We start from the raw sequence: 14,523 nt of genomic DNA, 5'->3' as shown, positions 1-14,523 counted from the left end.
GCTCTCGGGCCGGGACGACGGCGGCCGCCCGGCGGGTCGTGGGTCCGACCCGGCCGGGCGGCCGGACTCATCGGGTGGTGCGCGTCAGGCCTGCGGCGGGCGCGTCATGCTCAGCACGTCGAGGGCCGCGTCGAGCTGCTCCTCGGTGACCTCGCCGCGCTCGACGTAGCCGAGGTCGACGACGGCCTGGCGGATCGTGACGCCCTGCTTGACGGCGTGCTTGGCGATCTTCGCGGCGGCCTCGTAGCCGATGACGCGGTTGAGCGGCGTGACGATCGACGGCGACGACTCGGCGAAGGCCCGCGCGCGCTCCTCGTTCGCGACGAGCCCCGCGACGGTCTTGTCCGCGAGCACGCGGCTCGCGTTGGCGAGCAGCCGGACCGACTCGAGCACCGCGGACGCGATGACGGGGATCTGCACGTTGAGCTCGAACGAGCCCGACGCGCCGGCCCACGCGACGGTGGCGTCGTTGCCGACGACCCGCGCGCCGACCATGAGCACCGCCTCGGGGATCACGGGGTTGACCTTGCCGGGCATGATCGACGACCCGGGCTGCAGGTCGGGGATCGCGATCTCGCCGAGTCCCGTGTTCGGGCCGGACCCCATCCAGCGCAGGTCGTTGCAGATCTTCGTCAGGCTCACCGCGATGGTGCGCAGCGCGCCGGACAGCTCGACGAGCCCGTCGCGCGACGACTGCGCCTCGAAGTGGTCGCGCGCCTCCGTCAGCGGCAGCCCGGTGTCCTCGCGCAGCAGCGCGATGACGCGCTGCGGGAAGCCCGCCGGGGTGTTGATGCCCGTGCCCACGGCGGTGCCACCCAGGGGCACCTCGGCCGCGCGGGGGAGGGCCGCCTGCACGCGCTCGACGCCGTACCGGATCGCCGCGGCGTACCCGCCGAACTCCTGGCCGAGCGTGACCGGCGTCGCGTCCATGAGGTGCGTGCGGCCCGACTTCACGACCGTCGCCCACGCGTCGGCCTTCTCCTGCAGCGCCGCGGCCAGGTGCTCCAGCGCCGGGACCAGGTCGCGCACGACGCCCGCGGTGGCCGCCACGTGCACCGACGTCGGGAACACGTCGTTCGACGACTGCGACGCGTTGACGTGGTCGTTCGGGTGCACGTCGCGCCCCAGGACCCGCGTGGCGAGGGTCGCGAGCACCTCGTTGGTGTTCATGTTCGAGCTCGTGCCCGAGCCCGTCTGGTACACGTCCACGGGGAAGTGCGCGTCGTGCACGCCGGACGCGACCTCGTCGGCGGCGCTGACGATCGCGTCGGCCACGTCCTGCTCGAGCACGCCCAGCTCGGCGTTCGCCCGGGCAGCGGCCTTCTTGATGCGGGCGAGCGCCTCGATGTGCCCGCGCTCGAGCGTGCTGCCGGAGATCGGGAAGTTCTCCACCGCCCGCTGCGTCTGCGCGCGGTACAGGGCCGCCGCGGGGACGCGGACCTCGCCCATCGTGTCGTGCTCGATCCGGAACTCGGGCGACGTCGTCGTGCCCGTGACAGGTGCGGAAGTCATGCCGTCCATCCTGCCCCACGACAACCGGGGGCCGGTGGGGTGACGATGACCACATGGACGCCGTCGCGCACGACCCACGCTCCGCCGCTGACGTCAGCGTCTGCCCGGCCGAGCGGTTCCTCGAGAACGGCCGGCTGGTGCGCACGCCGCGCCGTCAGGACGACCGGCTCATGCTCCTCGAGCACCTCGTCTCGCGCCTGCTCGCCCCCGGCGAGGCCGCCGAGGAGCGCGCGTTCACCGCGCGCCTCGCGGAGGTCACCGCCGACCCGGTCCGCCTGCGCCGCGACCTCGTCGAGGCCGGGCTCGTCGGCCGACGGCAGGACGGAAGCCAGTACTGGCGCGAACGCCCGACGATCCACGACGACGAGCCGGGCGCCCGCCCCAGCCCCGAGGACTCCTGGCTCTGACCACCGATCGGCCCATCGCCCGAGGGCTCAGCGGTGTACCACGAGGATGCGAAGGTCGCTCACCAGTGCGACGCCGGTGACGAACCCCGCGACGTCGCCCCCGGGCATGCTGCGAGTGGGCGGCGGCGCGCCGGTCACCGATCCTTGAGCGCCGCGAGGGTCGGCGGGCGCCATAGTCCGACGAGGAGCACCATGGTCAGCGCGACGCAGAGTGCACTGGCGCCACCTCGCGCCGAGAGCGACACCGCGAGCGCGGCGGGGACCTCCAGGAGGCAGACCGACGCTGTGACAGCCCACGCGGCGCCCCAGAGGCATCCGAGCACCGCGACGGCGGCTCCCTCGGTCCACCGCAGGAGCACACCCCCGCTGTACGGCACTCCGATCGACGCGTACATCGCCGCCCGCCCTCGGCGTGTCCACGCGACGACCAACCACAAGAGCCCCACGGCCGTACCGCCGAACGGTGGAGCCCATCGTGTGGTCCTCGTGTCGAACGCTGCGGCAGGATCGGCTGCTGCCGCGCCCGCGGGGAGTCGGTCGGACACTGTGACGCCCGCTCCGTCGCGCGCACCAAGGGCAGCAGGCATGGACGCGCGGAGGTCCTCTCGGTACTGAGGTTCGATGCGGACGAAGCAGGCGTCGGCGGTTCCGGTCGGCGCTCGAACCAGCAGCAGACCCGTCGATGCTCCTTCGGAGAGGAGCGCAAGGTCCGCGGTGGCCGTCACCGTCAGCACCCCGGGCGGTACGGCGAGGTCAGCGTCGTCGAGCGGGGCGAGTTGCAGGTGCGACCCCGGCGCCCACTGCCACCGGTCCGCGATCGTCTGGGAAGCCAGGACCTCGTGCGCTCCGACGGAAGGCGCGTTCAGCAGGTCGAGAGCTCCGGCGGTCGCGAGCACGAGGGTCTGCTGGCTCTCAGGCCGGCCGACGACTCGCGCTGCGCTCGGACGGACTGAGACCGCGGCTGCCTCGCGGACTCCGGCAAGTCTCTTGAGGGCCACACATCTCGCGACGTCGATGGGCACCTCGTTGGGCCGCTGGGCGACGAGCAGGTCGCCTCCCGCGCCGAGGTACTCCTGCTCGGCCCGGACGACGCGCGCCGCTGTCACTGCGTCGGTCACGAGTGTTGCCGCCACGACCAGCGTCGTGAGGGTGACGAGCAGGGGTCCGAGCAGCAGGGCCTGCCAGAAGTTCGTCAACCCCTCGCGGAGCGAGGCGCGCGCGCGCCACTGCTGGGACGTGCGCGAACGAGGGGCCGATGTCGTCGACATCACGTCCTGAGCGTTCCTCACGCGGGCCTGACCACGCCGTCGTGGATCCGGACCACCCGGTTGCATCGCTCGGCTACGGCTCGGTCGTGCGTCACGACCACCACCGCTGCTCCTGCGGCAGAGTGGAAGAGTGCGTCCAGGACGATGTCGGAGGTCGCGCGGTCGAGCTGCCCTGTCGGTTCGTCGGCGAGGATGAATGGTCGCGCCGACATGAGGGCGCGCGCGATGACGACGCGCTGCAGCTCCCCGCCGGACAGGACCTTGGCCGCGTCGTCGAGGCGATCCCCGAGGCCGACGTCCGACAGCCGTACCTGGGCCTCTTTCCTGGCTGCGGCGTGGCTCATGCCTCGCGTGAGGCCGGCGATGGCTGCGTTGTCCAGCGCGGACCGCTCAGGGAGCACGTTGACGGTCTGGAGCACCCACGCCGTGACGTCCCGCAGGGACTGTCGTTCCGCGTGATCCAGGTGGGCGCTTCCGCGTGTCGGCGCTACGAGGCCCCCGAGCACGGAGAGAAGAGTCGACTTGCCGGAACCTGACGGCCCGAGGACGGCGATGGTCTCCCCCTGCGCAACGCGCAGGCACGCTCCTGCTAGTACGTCTCGGCTCGTCTTGCGGTAGCGGACGTAGACGTCGTCGGCTACGAGGTGCACGGGCTGTCCGGCAATGCTCGACCGGGGTTCGCGAGCACGCGATCGATTCGCACGGTCGCCGGCAGGTGGGTCCACCCGACCCCGCCACCCACGGGCTCGACCGCGATGGGCGCTGAGTCCGGGTCCTCATAGACGCAGAGCGAGCCGTCGAGACCCTGGACCAGCGCCGACGCCGGCACCATCACGACCGTCACGGGTTCAGCCGCTGTCACGCGCGCCGTTCCTTCGACCGCCGGCGCAAGTGCTGCGCGGATCGCGTCCACCGCCTCGGGCGCGCTGATGGCCCCGGATCCAGGGACGTACGCGACGGCGGCGTGACCGACGGAGAGTGTCGCCGCGGCGCCGAAGCGCCCGACCGCGCCGATCCCGCCTTGCGGCTCGGCGACGACGACAACGCCAGGTCGAGCGGGCCCGCGGACGATTGGTGTGCCAGGCGCGACGGACGACCCGACGGACACGAGTGGCTCGGCGACCTCCAGGGGGTCCGGCCCGACCCAGACGACCGTACCCGGGTCGAAGTCCGTCTTGGTGCTACCGCGTCCTGCGTCGGCGTTGAACCTGGCGACGGCGCGACCCAGAGCGCTTCCGAAGCGACCGTCGGCGCGGCCGTCGTAAAGTCCGAGTCCCGTGAGGAACCGTTGAAGCCGAGCGACGTCCTCGCCCTGGTCTCCCGGACGGAGCACCCGCCACAGTGGTGCGTCCGAAACCATGGCGCGGACCGGATGGTCGTCGACGCGGAGGACCTCGACGCCGTCGTCGAGCTCCTGGCCGGGGCGCGTCTCCCCGGTCACGGTGCCTGCCACGGCGACGGCGGCCTCCCGGCCCGCGACGTCGTCGACCCGAACGCCGACTGTCGTCTCGGCGCGTACGTCGTGGAGCTCGACGGGAACGATCACGGGCTTGACGAGTGCGGCCGCGGCTGTCGGGTTCTCCGTCGCCGCGACGAACCACCAGCCCCCCACCACCAGCAAGGGAGCCAGGAGCAAGGTCGCCAGTACCAACCAGACCGGCGTCGCCCCGCGGCCCGACGCCGTCCGTGACCTCACCACCGCATGCCTCCCGGTCCCTGCATGGCCTTCGTGTCCCATGAGCCCTTCGACGGGCAAGGCGGCCGGTGATGCGCCCGCTCCGCCAACGAGCGGGCTGGCGCATCATCGGCGACCCTCAGTTCGCGCCGTGCACGTGGTCTCGCATCTCCTTGCCCGACGCGCGGGCGAGGACGCCGCTGTGGGTCCACGGAGTCGACAGAGTCGTCGAGGTGCCGGGAGGGTTGAAGTAGACCAACGCGCTGACGAGGGTGCACTTGTTGTTGCGGTCCTCGGTCTGCGCCCAGTCGTACGTGAACGTCCACTCATACCGACTGACGCAGCCGTTGGACCATGTTCAGTCCTGGTACTCGGCGGCGGCTGCGCTGGCCGGGGCTACCAGGGCGACCGCCGCCACGAGGGCGGTCAAGGCCGTTCTGCGCTGGTTCATGCGTCTCCTGTCTCGTTGTGGTGATCGGAAACCACCGTCGACGGCTGTGGGCAGTAGGCGGACGTCCATGCGCTCGGCCCGTCGGCCATCGTGGCGATGCCTTATCGGCGGACGATGAAGAAGGCGATATCGCCCTCACCGTGCTGTGTCAGCGTCAGCTCGGTGACTTCGTCGTCCGTGAGCGTGCCGATCTCGACGGCCGACGGGTCAGGGCCGCTGCTGCACTCGGCGACCGCTGGCTCCGACGCCGGAGCGACGGGGTCCAGGACGACGGTGACGTCGTCGGCTCCGTCGCAGAGAACGACCAGGTCGTACCGGCCAGCCTTGAGCTCGACGGGGAAGGTGCCCCGCCCTTCACCGTCGTTGCAGGCGTGGACCGCGGTGCCGGTCGGCTCCGGCAGTCCTTCGGCGCATCGGGTGCGCAGGCCCGGGCCTCCAAGACCTGCCAACGGGTCAGCGCCGCACCCGAGGAGCAGGGACGCGAGCCCCAACGTCGCGACGCCGTGTGCGACCCGCCGGCGACGCGGAACCGACGCCGTCAGCCGTCCCACGTCGAGAATCCGATCTCACCGATGCAGTCGTCGGTCCGGTTCTTGCTCGTCAGGTCCGAAGCGACATGGACGAGGTCGACGAAACTCGCGTCCGTCGGGACGTCGGCTCCGGCGGACGCAAGACATTCGCGCAGCAGTGGCTCGAGGGCCGAGGCTCGTCGCTCCTCGAACGCCACCACCTCGTCAGACGCCGTCTGCCAGAAGGCATCGACGAAGCGGGCCTCCTCGACGTAGCAGGCCTCCTGGCGTGAGCGCCCAGCCTGTGTCGCCAGGTCCGTGTCCGATGTCGTCCCCTGGACGCTGAAGTCGAGGACGGTGGTCCCGTTCTGTCGGTTGGTGCCCGTGACGGTGACGGCGAAGCCCGCCGTGCGCATGCACTCGAACGCTCGGTTCATCGCCGTCTCGTACTCGTCGTACGTGACGTCGCCGTCCTCGAGGATCGCCATCTGCTCCGCGCCCACCTCGGCTTGCTCGGCGAGCTGGATGACCGCCTCGGCCTGGGAGGCAGGTTCTGCGCTCGTGGAGCCGTGGTCCGTACCGCACGCCGTCAGGAGGAGCAGGCCCACGAGGGACCACGCCGTCGGCACGTGAGTCGCGCGGCGGCGATTCGTCCGAGTCCGGAGCCGGAACTGCAGTTCAGAGGCGGTTTCGCGCCATCGTCCTCTGTGCACGGCATGACCGTAACGGAAGTCAGGGCCGCGTGTGACGGGTTTGAGGAGAGGAGCCTCGTGGTCCGGGTCAGCCGATGTCGCCGACCGACTCCGTGAGGTGCACCTGGCCGTCGGCGAGCGTGTACTCCAGGCCGACGATCGCGCAGCGGCCCTCGGCGATCGCCTCCGCGAGCGACCCCGAGTAGCCCTGCAGCATCTGGACGGTGTGCCGCACGTGCTCGTGGCCGAGGGTCGCGGCGTCGACGGAGCCGATGCCGCCGTCGCCCGTGAGGTTGACGATCGACGGGATGACGCGGTCGACGACGGCGCGCACGAACCCACGCGGCAGCTCGCCGTCGGTGAGCGCGGCGGTCGCGGCGGCGACGGCACCGCACGAGTCGTGACCGAGGACGACGACGAGCGACGCGCCGAGCACCTCGACGCCGTACTCGATCGACCCGATGACGGTCGTGTCGAGCACGTGGCCGGCGGTGCGCACGACGAACACGTCGCCGAGGCCCTGGTCGAAGATGATCTCGGCGGCGACCCGGGAGTCCGAGCAGCCGAAGATCACGGCGAACGGGTACTGCGCGGTCGACACCTCGGTCCGGCGGTCGATGCCTTGCGACGGGTGCTCCATCTCGCCGCGGACGAACCGGGCGTTCCCGTCGCGCAGCGCGGACCAGGCTTCGGCGGGGGTGAGGGTCTGAGGCACCGGCACATGGTCGCAGGGCTCGCGCCCGCCGGCACCTCCTGCCCGACAGGCGGGCTACCGCCGCGGACCTGCGACGACGGACGCCGTCCGGTGGCGCGCCGTCCCGGACGGGAGTAGCAAGGGTCCTGGCGCACCGCTGCGACCAGGGGAGGTACTCCGTGCGACGCCGGACGAGAGCACTCGTGGCCGGAACCGTCATGGCCGTGCTCGCGCCGCTGGCGGCGTGCGCGGCGGAGTCGGGCCCTCCGGTCCTCACCTGGTACATCAACCCCGACGACGGCGGCCAGGCGGAGATCGCGCGCCGCTGCACCGACGAGGCGGGCGGCGAGTACCGCATCGAGGTGTCGGTCCTGCCGCGCGACGCGGCGTCGCAGCGCGAGCAGCTCGCCCGCCGCCTGGCGGCCAAGGACTCGTCGATCGACCTCATGAGCCTCGACCCGCCGTTCATCCCCGAGCTCGCCGAGCCGGGGTTCCTCGCACCGATCCCGCAGGACGTCGCCGAGCGGGTCTCGCAGAACGTCGTGCAGGGCGCGCTCGACGGCGCGACGTGGAAGGACGAGCTCGTCACCGTCCCGTTCTGGGCGAACACGCAGCTGCTCTGGTACCGCAAGTCGGTCGCGCAGGCGGCCGGACTCGACCCGGCGACGACGCCGGTGACGTGGGAGCAGGTCATGGAGGCCGCACGCTCCCAGGACAAGTACCTGAGCGTGCAGGGCACCAAGGCGGAGTCGCTGACGGTGTGGATCAACGCGCTCGTCGAGTCGGCGGGCGGGCACGTGCTGGAGAACCCCGAGGCGCCGGCCGACGAGATCCAGCTCGGCCTCGACACCGACGCGGGGAGGGCGGCGGCCGACATCATCGGCACGATCGGCCGCGACGCCCTCGCGGGCCCCGCGCTCCCGACCGAGGACGAGAACGCGTCGATGTCGATCTTCCAGGGGGAGAGCGGCTCGTTCATGGTCAACTGGCCGTTCGTCTGGCCGGCGACGAAGTCCGCCGTCGAGGACGGCGCGATCGACCAGGCCGTGCTCGACGACTTCGGCTGGGCCCTGTACCCGCAGGTCACCGCGGGCACCGAGTCGCGTCCTCCGTACGGCGGGATCAACCTCGGCGTCGGCGCGTTCAGCCGGTACGTCGACCAGGCGTTCGCCGCGGCCGAGTGCATCGTCCAGCCGGACAACCAGGTCTACTACTTCGTCGAGAACGGCAACCCGCCGTCCAACACGACCGCGTTCGACGCCCCCGAGGTCCTCGAGGCGTTCCCGATGGCGGACGTCATCCGGCAGTCGCTCGAGCAGGCCGCACCCCGGCCGCAGACGCCGTACTACAACGAGGTGTCGTCGGGGCTGCAGGAGACGTGGCACCCGCCGTCGGCCGTGGACCCGGAGCGCACGCCGCAGGAGTCCACCGACTTCATCACCGCGGTCCTGCGCGGCGACCAGCTGCTGTGAGAGGGGAGGCGTCATGACGACACAGGCGACCGCCCCGGCGACGGCCGAGGGGCGTGAGGAGGCGCGGCGGATCAAGGCGCTGCGCAGCGACCGCGCACGCGCGGAGTCGCGGCTCGGCTGGATGCTCGCCGGCCCGGCGTTCGTCGTCATGCTGGCGGTGACGCTGTACCCGATCCTGCAGGCCACCTACGACTCGCTGTTCCGGTACCGGCTCACGGCCCCGGACGACCGCGAGTTCGTCGGGCTCGCCAACTACGGCGTGGTCCTGTCGGACCCGGTGTGGTGGCAGGCGTTCGGCGTGACGGCCCTCATCACGGTGATCACCGTGGCCGTGGAGCTCGTGCTCGGCTTCGCGCTCGCGCTCGTCATGCACCGGGCGATCAAGCGGCTGCGGGGCCTGCTGCGCACGGCGATCCTCGTGCCGTACGGCATCATCACCGTCGTCTCGGCGTTCGCGTGGTTCTACGCCTTCGACATCAACTCCGGCTACGTCAACCAGTGGTTCGCCTGGGTCCCGGGGATCGACGAGAACCTCAACTGGTTCGCGGAGTTCGGCACGGCGGTGTTCGTCATCATCGCCTCCGAGATCTGGAAGACCACGCCGTTCATCTCGCTGCTCCTGCTGGCCGGCCTCGCGCAGGTGCCGACCGAGCTCGACGAGGCCGCCGAGGTCGACGGCGCGACGTGGTGGCAGCGGCTGCAGCGCGTGACGCTGCCGAACATGAAGGCCGCGATCATGGTCGCCGTCCTGTTCCGGGCCCTCGACGCGTTCCGCATCTTCGACAACGTCTTCATCATGACGAACGGCTCCGCGGGGACCACGGTCCTGTCGCTGCTGGCGTACCGGACGTCGATCGGACGCCTCGAGATCGGGCTCGGGTCCGCGATCTCCGTGCTCCTGTTCGTCGCCGTGATCGGCATCTGCTGGATCGCGATCAAGCTGTTCAAGGTCGATCTCGCCGGCGCGAGGGGGGAGCGGTGATGAGCGCGATGACGACGCGCATGAAGGTCGGCTGGGCCGTCATCACGGTCCTCGTCCTCGTCTACGCGCTGTTCCCGGTGCTGTCGATCCTCGCGACGTCCTTCAAGCTCCCGAGCGAGCTCAACCTCGGCACGTTCCTGCCGGCGCACTGGACGTGGACGAACTACGAGCAGATCCTCGGGCCCGAGGGCTCGGCACGGGACCTGTTCCTGCCGTCGCTGCGCAACTCGATCGGCATCTCGCTCATCGCGACGGCGATCGCGGTCGTGCTCGCGACGCTCGCCGCGTACGCGATCGCGCGGCTCGACTTCCCCGGCAAGCGGCTCATCCTCACCACGGCGCTCGGGGTGTCGATCTTCCCCGTCATCTCCATCGTCACGCCGCTGTTCAACCTGTGGCGCAACATCGGCCTGTACGACACGTGGGCGGGCCTCATCATCCCGTACCTGTCGCTCACCCTCCCGATCTCCATCTGGACGCTCGCCGCGTTCTTCCGGCAGATCCCGTGGGAGCTCGAGCAGGCCGCCCAGGTCGACGGGGCGACCACCTGGCAGGCGTTCCGCAAGGCGATCGTCCCGCTCGCCGCCCCCGGCGTGTTCACCACCGCGCTCATCGCGTTCTTCATCGCGTGGAACGACTTCGTCTACGGCATCTCGCTCACCTCGACGAGCCGCGCGCGCCCCGTGCCCGCCGCGCTCGCGTTCTTCACCGGCGCCTCGCAGTTCGAGGAGCCGACCGGCGCCATCTCGGCGGCGGCGGTGGTCGTCACCATCCCCGTCGTCATCCTCGTCCTGCTGTTCCAGCGTCAGATCGTCGCGGGCCTGACCCAGGGTGCGGTCAAGGGCTGACTAAGGAGACCTCCATGGCTGCGATCACCCTCCACGACATCCAGAAGCGCTACCCCGACGGGTTCCACGCGGTGAAGGGCGTGAGCCTCGACATCGCCGACGGCGAGTTCGTCATCCTCGTCGGCCCGTCCGGCTGCGGGAAGTCGACGCTGCTGCGGATGATCGTCGGGCTGGAGGACATCACCGACGGCGAGCTGACCATCGGCGGCGAGCGCATGAACGAGCGCGCACCGCGGGACCGGCAGCTCGCGATGGTGTTCCAGAACTACGCCCTGTACCCGCACCTCACGGTGTTCGAGAACATCGCGTTCCCGCTGCGGCTGACCAAGGGCCAGTTCAGCGACCAGGAGATCCGCGACAAGGTGACGTTCGCCGCGAAGACGCTCGAGCTGCAGGACCACCTCGACCGCAAGCCCGCGAACCTGTCCGGCGGGCAGCGCCAGCGCGTCGCCATGGGCCGCGCGATCGTGCGCGACGCGCGGGCGTTCCTGTTCGACGAGCCGCTGTCCAACCTCGACGCCAAGCTGCGCGGGCAGATGCGCACCGAGATCGCCCGCATGCAGCGCCGCATGGGCACCACCACCGTCTACGTCACGCACGACCAGACCGAGGCCATGACGCTCGGCGACCGCGTCGCGGTGCTGCGCAAGGGGGAGCTGCAGCAGGTCGCCTCCCCGCGCGCCCTCTACGAGCACCCGGTCAACCTGTTCGTCGCCGGGTTCATCGGGTCGCCGCCGATGAACTTCGTGCCGGGCGAGGTCGACGGCGACACGATGCACCTGCCGTTCGCGGACCTCCCGATCACGGACGACCTGCGTCGCCGGCTCGGCTCACGCCAGCTCGTCATCGTCGGCATCCGGCCCGAGCACTTCGAGGACGGCACCGTCGCCCAGAAGCAGGGGCGCACGGGTGGCGTGACGTTCGAGGCGGACGTCGACGTGACCGAGTGGCTCGGCTCCGACCTGTTCGCCTACATCCCGTTCGAGACGCACGAGTCGGTGCGCGGCAAGCTCGAGGAGCTCGACCGCGACCTCGACGGCGAGGGCCTGCGCACGCAGCTCGTCGTCGCGCTCGCGTCGGACAGCCGGGTGCGCGACGGCGACCGGGCGCCGCTGTGGTTCGACGCGACGAAGGCGCTCGTGTTCGACCCGGAGACGGGCGAGAACCTCACCTTCGACGCCGAGCAGGCGCGGACCATCGACGAGCAGAACGAGCAGGACCGCAAGGCGTCGATCGAGCGTGCGCACGCCCGCGAGCAGCGGGAGCGCGCGAGGACCGCCTGAGCGTCAGTCGCCGAGCTCGGCCGACGTCGGCGGGTTCGCGCCCGGGCGCGAGACCGTGATCGCGGCGATGCGCGCGCACCGCTCGAGCACCCGCTCGACGGTCGCGGCGTCCACGTCACGCAGCGCCTCGCGCCGGTCGGCGCCCAGCAGCCCCGCCGACCACAGGCCGTCGACGAGCCCGCCCATGAAGGAGTCGCCCGCGCCCACCGTGTCCGCGACCTGCACCTTCGGTGCCGGAACAGTGAGTCGCGCGCCCGCCGACGTGCTCGCGAACGCCCCCTCGCCGCCGTGCGTGACGACGACGAGCGCCGGGCCCGAGCGGCTCCACTCCTCGGCGATCTCCGCGGGGGCGACCCCCGGGTGCAGCCACGCGAGGTCCTCGTCGCTCACCTTGACGACGTCTGCGACGCGCACGAGCGCGTCGACGAACGGCAGCGCGTGCTCAGGGGAGCCCATGAGCGCCGGACGCAGGTTCGGGTCGTAGGTGATGGTCGACGTCGCCTGCCGGCGCGTCACCTCCTGCGCGACCCGGGTGCCGCCGGGCTGAAGCACCGCCGCGATCGAGCCGGTGTGCACGACGAGCGGGTCCCCCTCCGGCTCCTCCCACGTGCCGGGCAGGTCCCACTCCAGGTCGAACTCGTACGTCGCGACGCCGTCCGCGTCGAGGTGGGCCGTCGCCACGGGCGTGCGCGCGGCCTGCCGGTCGCCGCTCAGGACGCGCACGTGCGACGCCGCGAGGTGCGCCCGGACCGCGTCGCCGTCCGCGTCCGCGCCGAGCCACGTGAGCAGGTCGACCTCGCGCCCCAGCCGCCCGAGCCCGAGCGCGACGTTCGCGGGGCTGCCGCCGGGGTGCTGCGCGTGCGAGCCGTCGGGCCGCCGTACCGCGTCGACCAGCGCCTCGCCGATCACCAGGGCCCGCTCGCTCATCGCTCGTCCTCCTCGGGGGTGGGGGTGCGGCCCACGGGGCCGTCGTCGTCGGCCGCGCGCACCGCAGCCAGGCGCTCACGCGCGCCGTCGAGCCACTGCTGGCAGCGGGCGGCGAGGGCCTCGCCCCGCTCCCACAGCCGCAGCGACTCCTCGAGCGACGCGCCGCCGGCCTCCAGCCGCGCCACGACCTGGACGAGCTCGTCGCGCGCCTGCTCGTAGGTCAACGCGGCCACGTCGGGGTGGTCGACCTGCGCGGGGGGAGGTGAGTCGGGGGCGGCGCTGGGCTCGGGCGTCGTCGGCACGACGCACAGTCAACCACCCGCACCCCACACCCCCGGCCCGCCCCGCGTCCTCGTGCGAGACCGACGCATCGCCACGAGACGGCGACATGGTTGCCGCGCCGTCACGGCGACGTCACGGTCTCGACCGGCCCGGTCAGGGTGCGACGACCTGCGCCGCGAGCTCGCCACGGGCGACGCGGACGCGCAGGGCGTCACCGGGAGCCACGTCCGCGGGGTCACGGACCACGTGGCCGTCGTCGCGCTGCACCACCGCGTAGCCGCGGTCGAGCGTCGCGGCCGGGGACAGGGCACGGACCTGCGCCGCGAGGCCCGCGACCTCCGCCCGGCCGTGCACGAGCTCGGTGTGCAGCGCGCGCCGTGCCGCGTCCCGCAGCACCTGCACGCGGGCCTCGTGCGTGTCGACCAGCGTCGTGGGGTTCGCGAGCGCCGGGCGGCTGCGCCAGTGGTCCAGCCCCGCCTGCTCGCGCGTCAGCCGGTGCACGAGCGCACCGCGCGACCGCTGCCGCAGCTGGAGCACGCGCGCCCGCTCCTCGGTCACGTCCGGCACGACGCGCTTGGCCGCGTCGGTGGGCGTCGACGCGCGGAAGTCGGCCACGAGGTCGAGCAGCGGGGTGTCCATGTGGTGCCCGATCGCCGACACCAGCGGCGTCCGGCACGCCGCCGCCGCCCGCACCAGCGTCTCGTTGCTGAACGGCAGCAGGTCCTCGAACGAGCCGCCGCCGCGCGCCACCACGACGACCTCGACGCGCGGGTCGGCGTCGAGGTCCGCGATCGCCGCCGAGACCTCGGGCACCGCGCGCGGCCCCTGCACCGTCACGCGCCGGATCTCGAACCGCACCCCGGGCCAGCGTGCGCGCGCGTTCGACACGACGTCGTGCTCGGCGTCGCCCTGCTGCGCGCACACGAGCCCCACGACCGCGGGCAGGAACGGCAGCGGACGCTTGCGGCCCTGGTCGAACAGCCCCTCGGCCGCGAGCACGCCCTTGAGGTGCTCGATGCGAGCGAGCAGCTCGCCGAGGCCGACGAGCCGCACGTCGTCGGCCTGGAACGTCAGGTCGCCCTTCTTGGCGTGGAAGCGCGGGCTCGCGTGCACGACGACGTGCGCGCCGTCCGCAGCGGCGTCGCCCAGGCGCCGGATCGCGCTCGCGGGCGCGGTGACCGACAGCGACATGTCGAGGTCGGAGTCCCGCAGCGTGAGGAAGTACATGGTGTTCCACCGCTTGAGGTTGAGCACCTGCCCCTCGACCCACACCGGCGGCATCCGCGCGACGTAGTCCGCGATCTTCGGCGCGAGGTGCCGGACCGGCCACGGGCGCTCGGGCGTCGTCTCGGCGGCGCGCAGCGGCAGCGGCAGGCGGGCCGGCGACGGGTCGGTGCTCACCCGCACAGCCTGCCCCACGTCGCCGACAGCCCCGGCACGCGGGCGGGCGTGCGGCGTGACGTCGGCGTCGCCGCGCGCGGACGTCGGGCGACGCCCGGCTCGTGGGGACGTCGTGCGCGT

General features: G+C 72.2%; 15 protein-coding genes. 5 read left to right on the top strand and 10 right to left on the bottom strand.

From position 1 onward, the window contains the following. Window positions 1-84 precede the first annotated feature (84 nt). Window positions 85-1,512, bottom strand: a complete 1,428-nt coding sequence (locus CELF_RS14790; protein ID WP_013772079.1) for a class II fumarate hydratase — start codon at window positions 1,510-1,512, stop codon at window positions 85-87. 53 nt (window positions 1,513-1,565) lie between these two features. Here CELF_RS14790 and CELF_RS14785 point away from each other — a divergent pair, with 53 nt between their 5' ends. After that, window positions 1,566-1,919 carry a DUF2087 domain-containing protein gene (locus tag CELF_RS14785; protein WP_041553558.1) on the top strand — a complete coding sequence of 118 codons (354 nt, stop codon included), beginning with the start codon at window positions 1,566-1,568 and terminating at the stop codon, window positions 1,917-1,919. Window positions 1,920-2,053: 134 nt separating this feature from the next. Here CELF_RS14785 and CELF_RS14780 read toward each other — a convergent pair whose 3' ends face one another. From CELF_RS14780 to CELF_RS14750, 6 genes are all read right to left on the bottom strand, one after another. Continuing rightward, window positions 2,054-3,190, bottom strand: a complete 1,137-nt coding sequence (locus tag CELF_RS14780; protein WP_126297810.1) for a hypothetical protein — start codon at window positions 3,188-3,190, stop codon at window positions 2,054-2,056. Between the two features lie 14 nt (window positions 3,191-3,204). Beyond that, window positions 3,205-3,837 (bottom strand): ABC transporter ATP-binding protein, encoded by a 633-nt coding sequence (locus tag CELF_RS14775; RefSeq protein WP_013772078.1) that lies wholly within the window; start codon window positions 3,835-3,837, stop codon window positions 3,205-3,207. Beyond that, a complete protein-coding gene (locus tag CELF_RS14770) occupies window positions 3,825-4,883 on the bottom strand; it encodes a peptidoglycan-binding domain-containing protein (RefSeq protein WP_157457166.1) in 1,059 nt (352 codons plus the stop codon). The genes CELF_RS14775 and CELF_RS14770 overlap by 13 nt, the downstream gene beginning before the upstream one ends. A 531-nt stretch (window positions 4,884-5,414) precedes the next feature. After that, entirely contained in the window at window positions 5,415-5,864 is a 450-nt protein-coding gene (locus tag CELF_RS14760; protein WP_013772075.1) for a hypothetical protein, read from the bottom strand. Beyond that, the gene (locus CELF_RS14755) at window positions 5,852-6,430 is read right to left on the bottom strand and encodes a hypothetical protein (RefSeq protein WP_126297808.1); all 579 of its coding nucleotides are present in this window, start codon (window positions 6,428-6,430) and stop codon (window positions 5,852-5,854) included. Before CELF_RS14755 ends, CELF_RS14760 begins: the two co-directional genes overlap by 13 nt. 172 nt (window positions 6,431-6,602) lie before the next feature. After that, window positions 6,603-7,235 (bottom strand): carbonic anhydrase, encoded by a 633-nt coding sequence (locus tag CELF_RS14750; protein ID WP_013772073.1) that lies wholly within the window; start codon window positions 7,233-7,235, stop codon window positions 6,603-6,605. Window positions 7,236-7,426: 191 nt separating this feature from the next. Here CELF_RS14750 and CELF_RS14745 point away from each other — a divergent pair, with 191 nt between their 5' ends. From CELF_RS14745 to CELF_RS14730, 4 genes are read left to right on the top strand one after another with little or no spacing between them, the layout of a single operon-like run. After that, window positions 7,427-8,680: a sugar ABC transporter substrate-binding protein gene (locus CELF_RS14745; protein ID WP_126298170.1), complete on the top strand. Its 1,254-nt coding sequence runs from the start codon at window positions 7,427-7,429 to the stop codon at window positions 8,678-8,680. Between the two features lie 13 nt (window positions 8,681-8,693). After that, on the top strand, window positions 8,694-9,662 hold the full coding sequence (locus CELF_RS14740) for a carbohydrate ABC transporter permease (RefSeq protein ID WP_013772071.1): 969 nt from the start codon (window positions 8,694-8,696) through the stop codon (window positions 9,660-9,662). A gap of 8 nt (window positions 9,663-9,670) precedes the next feature. After that, the gene (locus CELF_RS14735) at window positions 9,671-10,510 is read left to right on the top strand and encodes a carbohydrate ABC transporter permease (protein ID WP_041554458.1); all 840 of its coding nucleotides are present in this window, start codon (window positions 9,671-9,673) and stop codon (window positions 10,508-10,510) included. Window positions 10,511-10,524: 14 nt separating this feature from the next. Next, a complete protein-coding gene (locus tag CELF_RS14730) occupies window positions 10,525-11,793 on the top strand; it encodes an ABC transporter ATP-binding protein (RefSeq protein WP_013772069.1) in 1,269 nt (422 codons plus the stop codon). 3 nt (window positions 11,794-11,796) lie between these two features. On the opposite strand, the gene CELF_RS14725 is transcribed toward CELF_RS14730, so the two are convergent. The 3 genes from CELF_RS14725 to xseA form a co-directional block, all read right to left on the bottom strand. Continuing rightward, the gene (locus CELF_RS14725) at window positions 11,797-12,720 is read right to left on the bottom strand and encodes a carbohydrate kinase family protein (protein ID WP_013772068.1); all 924 of its coding nucleotides are present in this window, start codon (window positions 12,718-12,720) and stop codon (window positions 11,797-11,799) included. After that, complete coding sequence (locus tag CELF_RS14720; protein ID WP_013772067.1) at window positions 12,717-13,022, bottom strand: exodeoxyribonuclease VII small subunit; 306 nt, start codon at window positions 13,020-13,022, stop codon at window positions 12,717-12,719. Before CELF_RS14720 ends, CELF_RS14725 begins: the two co-directional genes overlap by 4 nt. Before the next feature lie 133 nt (window positions 13,023-13,155). Beyond that, complete coding sequence (gene xseA / locus CELF_RS14715) at window positions 13,156-14,403, bottom strand: exodeoxyribonuclease VII large subunit (protein WP_013772066.1); 1,248 nt, start codon at window positions 14,401-14,403, stop codon at window positions 13,156-13,158. Between the last annotated feature and the right edge of the window lie 120 nt (window positions 14,404-14,523).

The organism is Cellulomonas fimi ATCC 484 (assembly GCF_000212695.1).
GTDB lineage: Bacteria > Actinomycetota > Actinomycetes > Actinomycetales > Cellulomonadaceae > Cellulomonas > Cellulomonas fimi.
This window is presented reverse-complemented; position numbering and strand designations above follow the sequence as displayed.

What these genes read in the sequence shown, in the direction of transcription:
- CELF_RS14745 (WP_126298170.1), top strand. Translation starts at nt 7,427, where the DNA reads ATGGCCGTGCTCGCGCCGCTGGCGGCGTGCGCGGCGGAGTCGGGCCCT.
- CELF_RS14740 (WP_013772071.1), top strand. Translation starts at nt 8,694, where the DNA reads ATGACGACACAGGCGACCGCCCCGGCGACGGCCGAGGGGCGTGAGGAG.
- CELF_RS14790 (WP_013772079.1), bottom strand. Translation starts at nt 1,512, where the DNA reads ATGACTTCCGCACCTGTCACGGGCACGACGACGTCGCCCGAGTTCCGG.
- CELF_RS14730 (WP_013772069.1), top strand. Translation starts at nt 10,525, where the DNA reads ATGGCTGCGATCACCCTCCACGACATCCAGAAGCGCTACCCCGACGGG.
- CELF_RS14735 (WP_041554458.1), top strand. Translation starts at nt 9,671, where the DNA reads ATGACGACGCGCATGAAGGTCGGCTGGGCCGTCATCACGGTCCTCGTC.
- CELF_RS14725 (WP_013772068.1), bottom strand. Translation starts at nt 12,720, where the DNA reads ATGAGCGAGCGGGCCCTGGTGATCGGCGAGGCGCTGGTCGACGCGGTA.
- CELF_RS14785 (WP_041553558.1), top strand. Translation starts at nt 1,566, where the DNA reads ATGGACGCCGTCGCGCACGACCCACGCTCCGCCGCTGACGTCAGCGTC.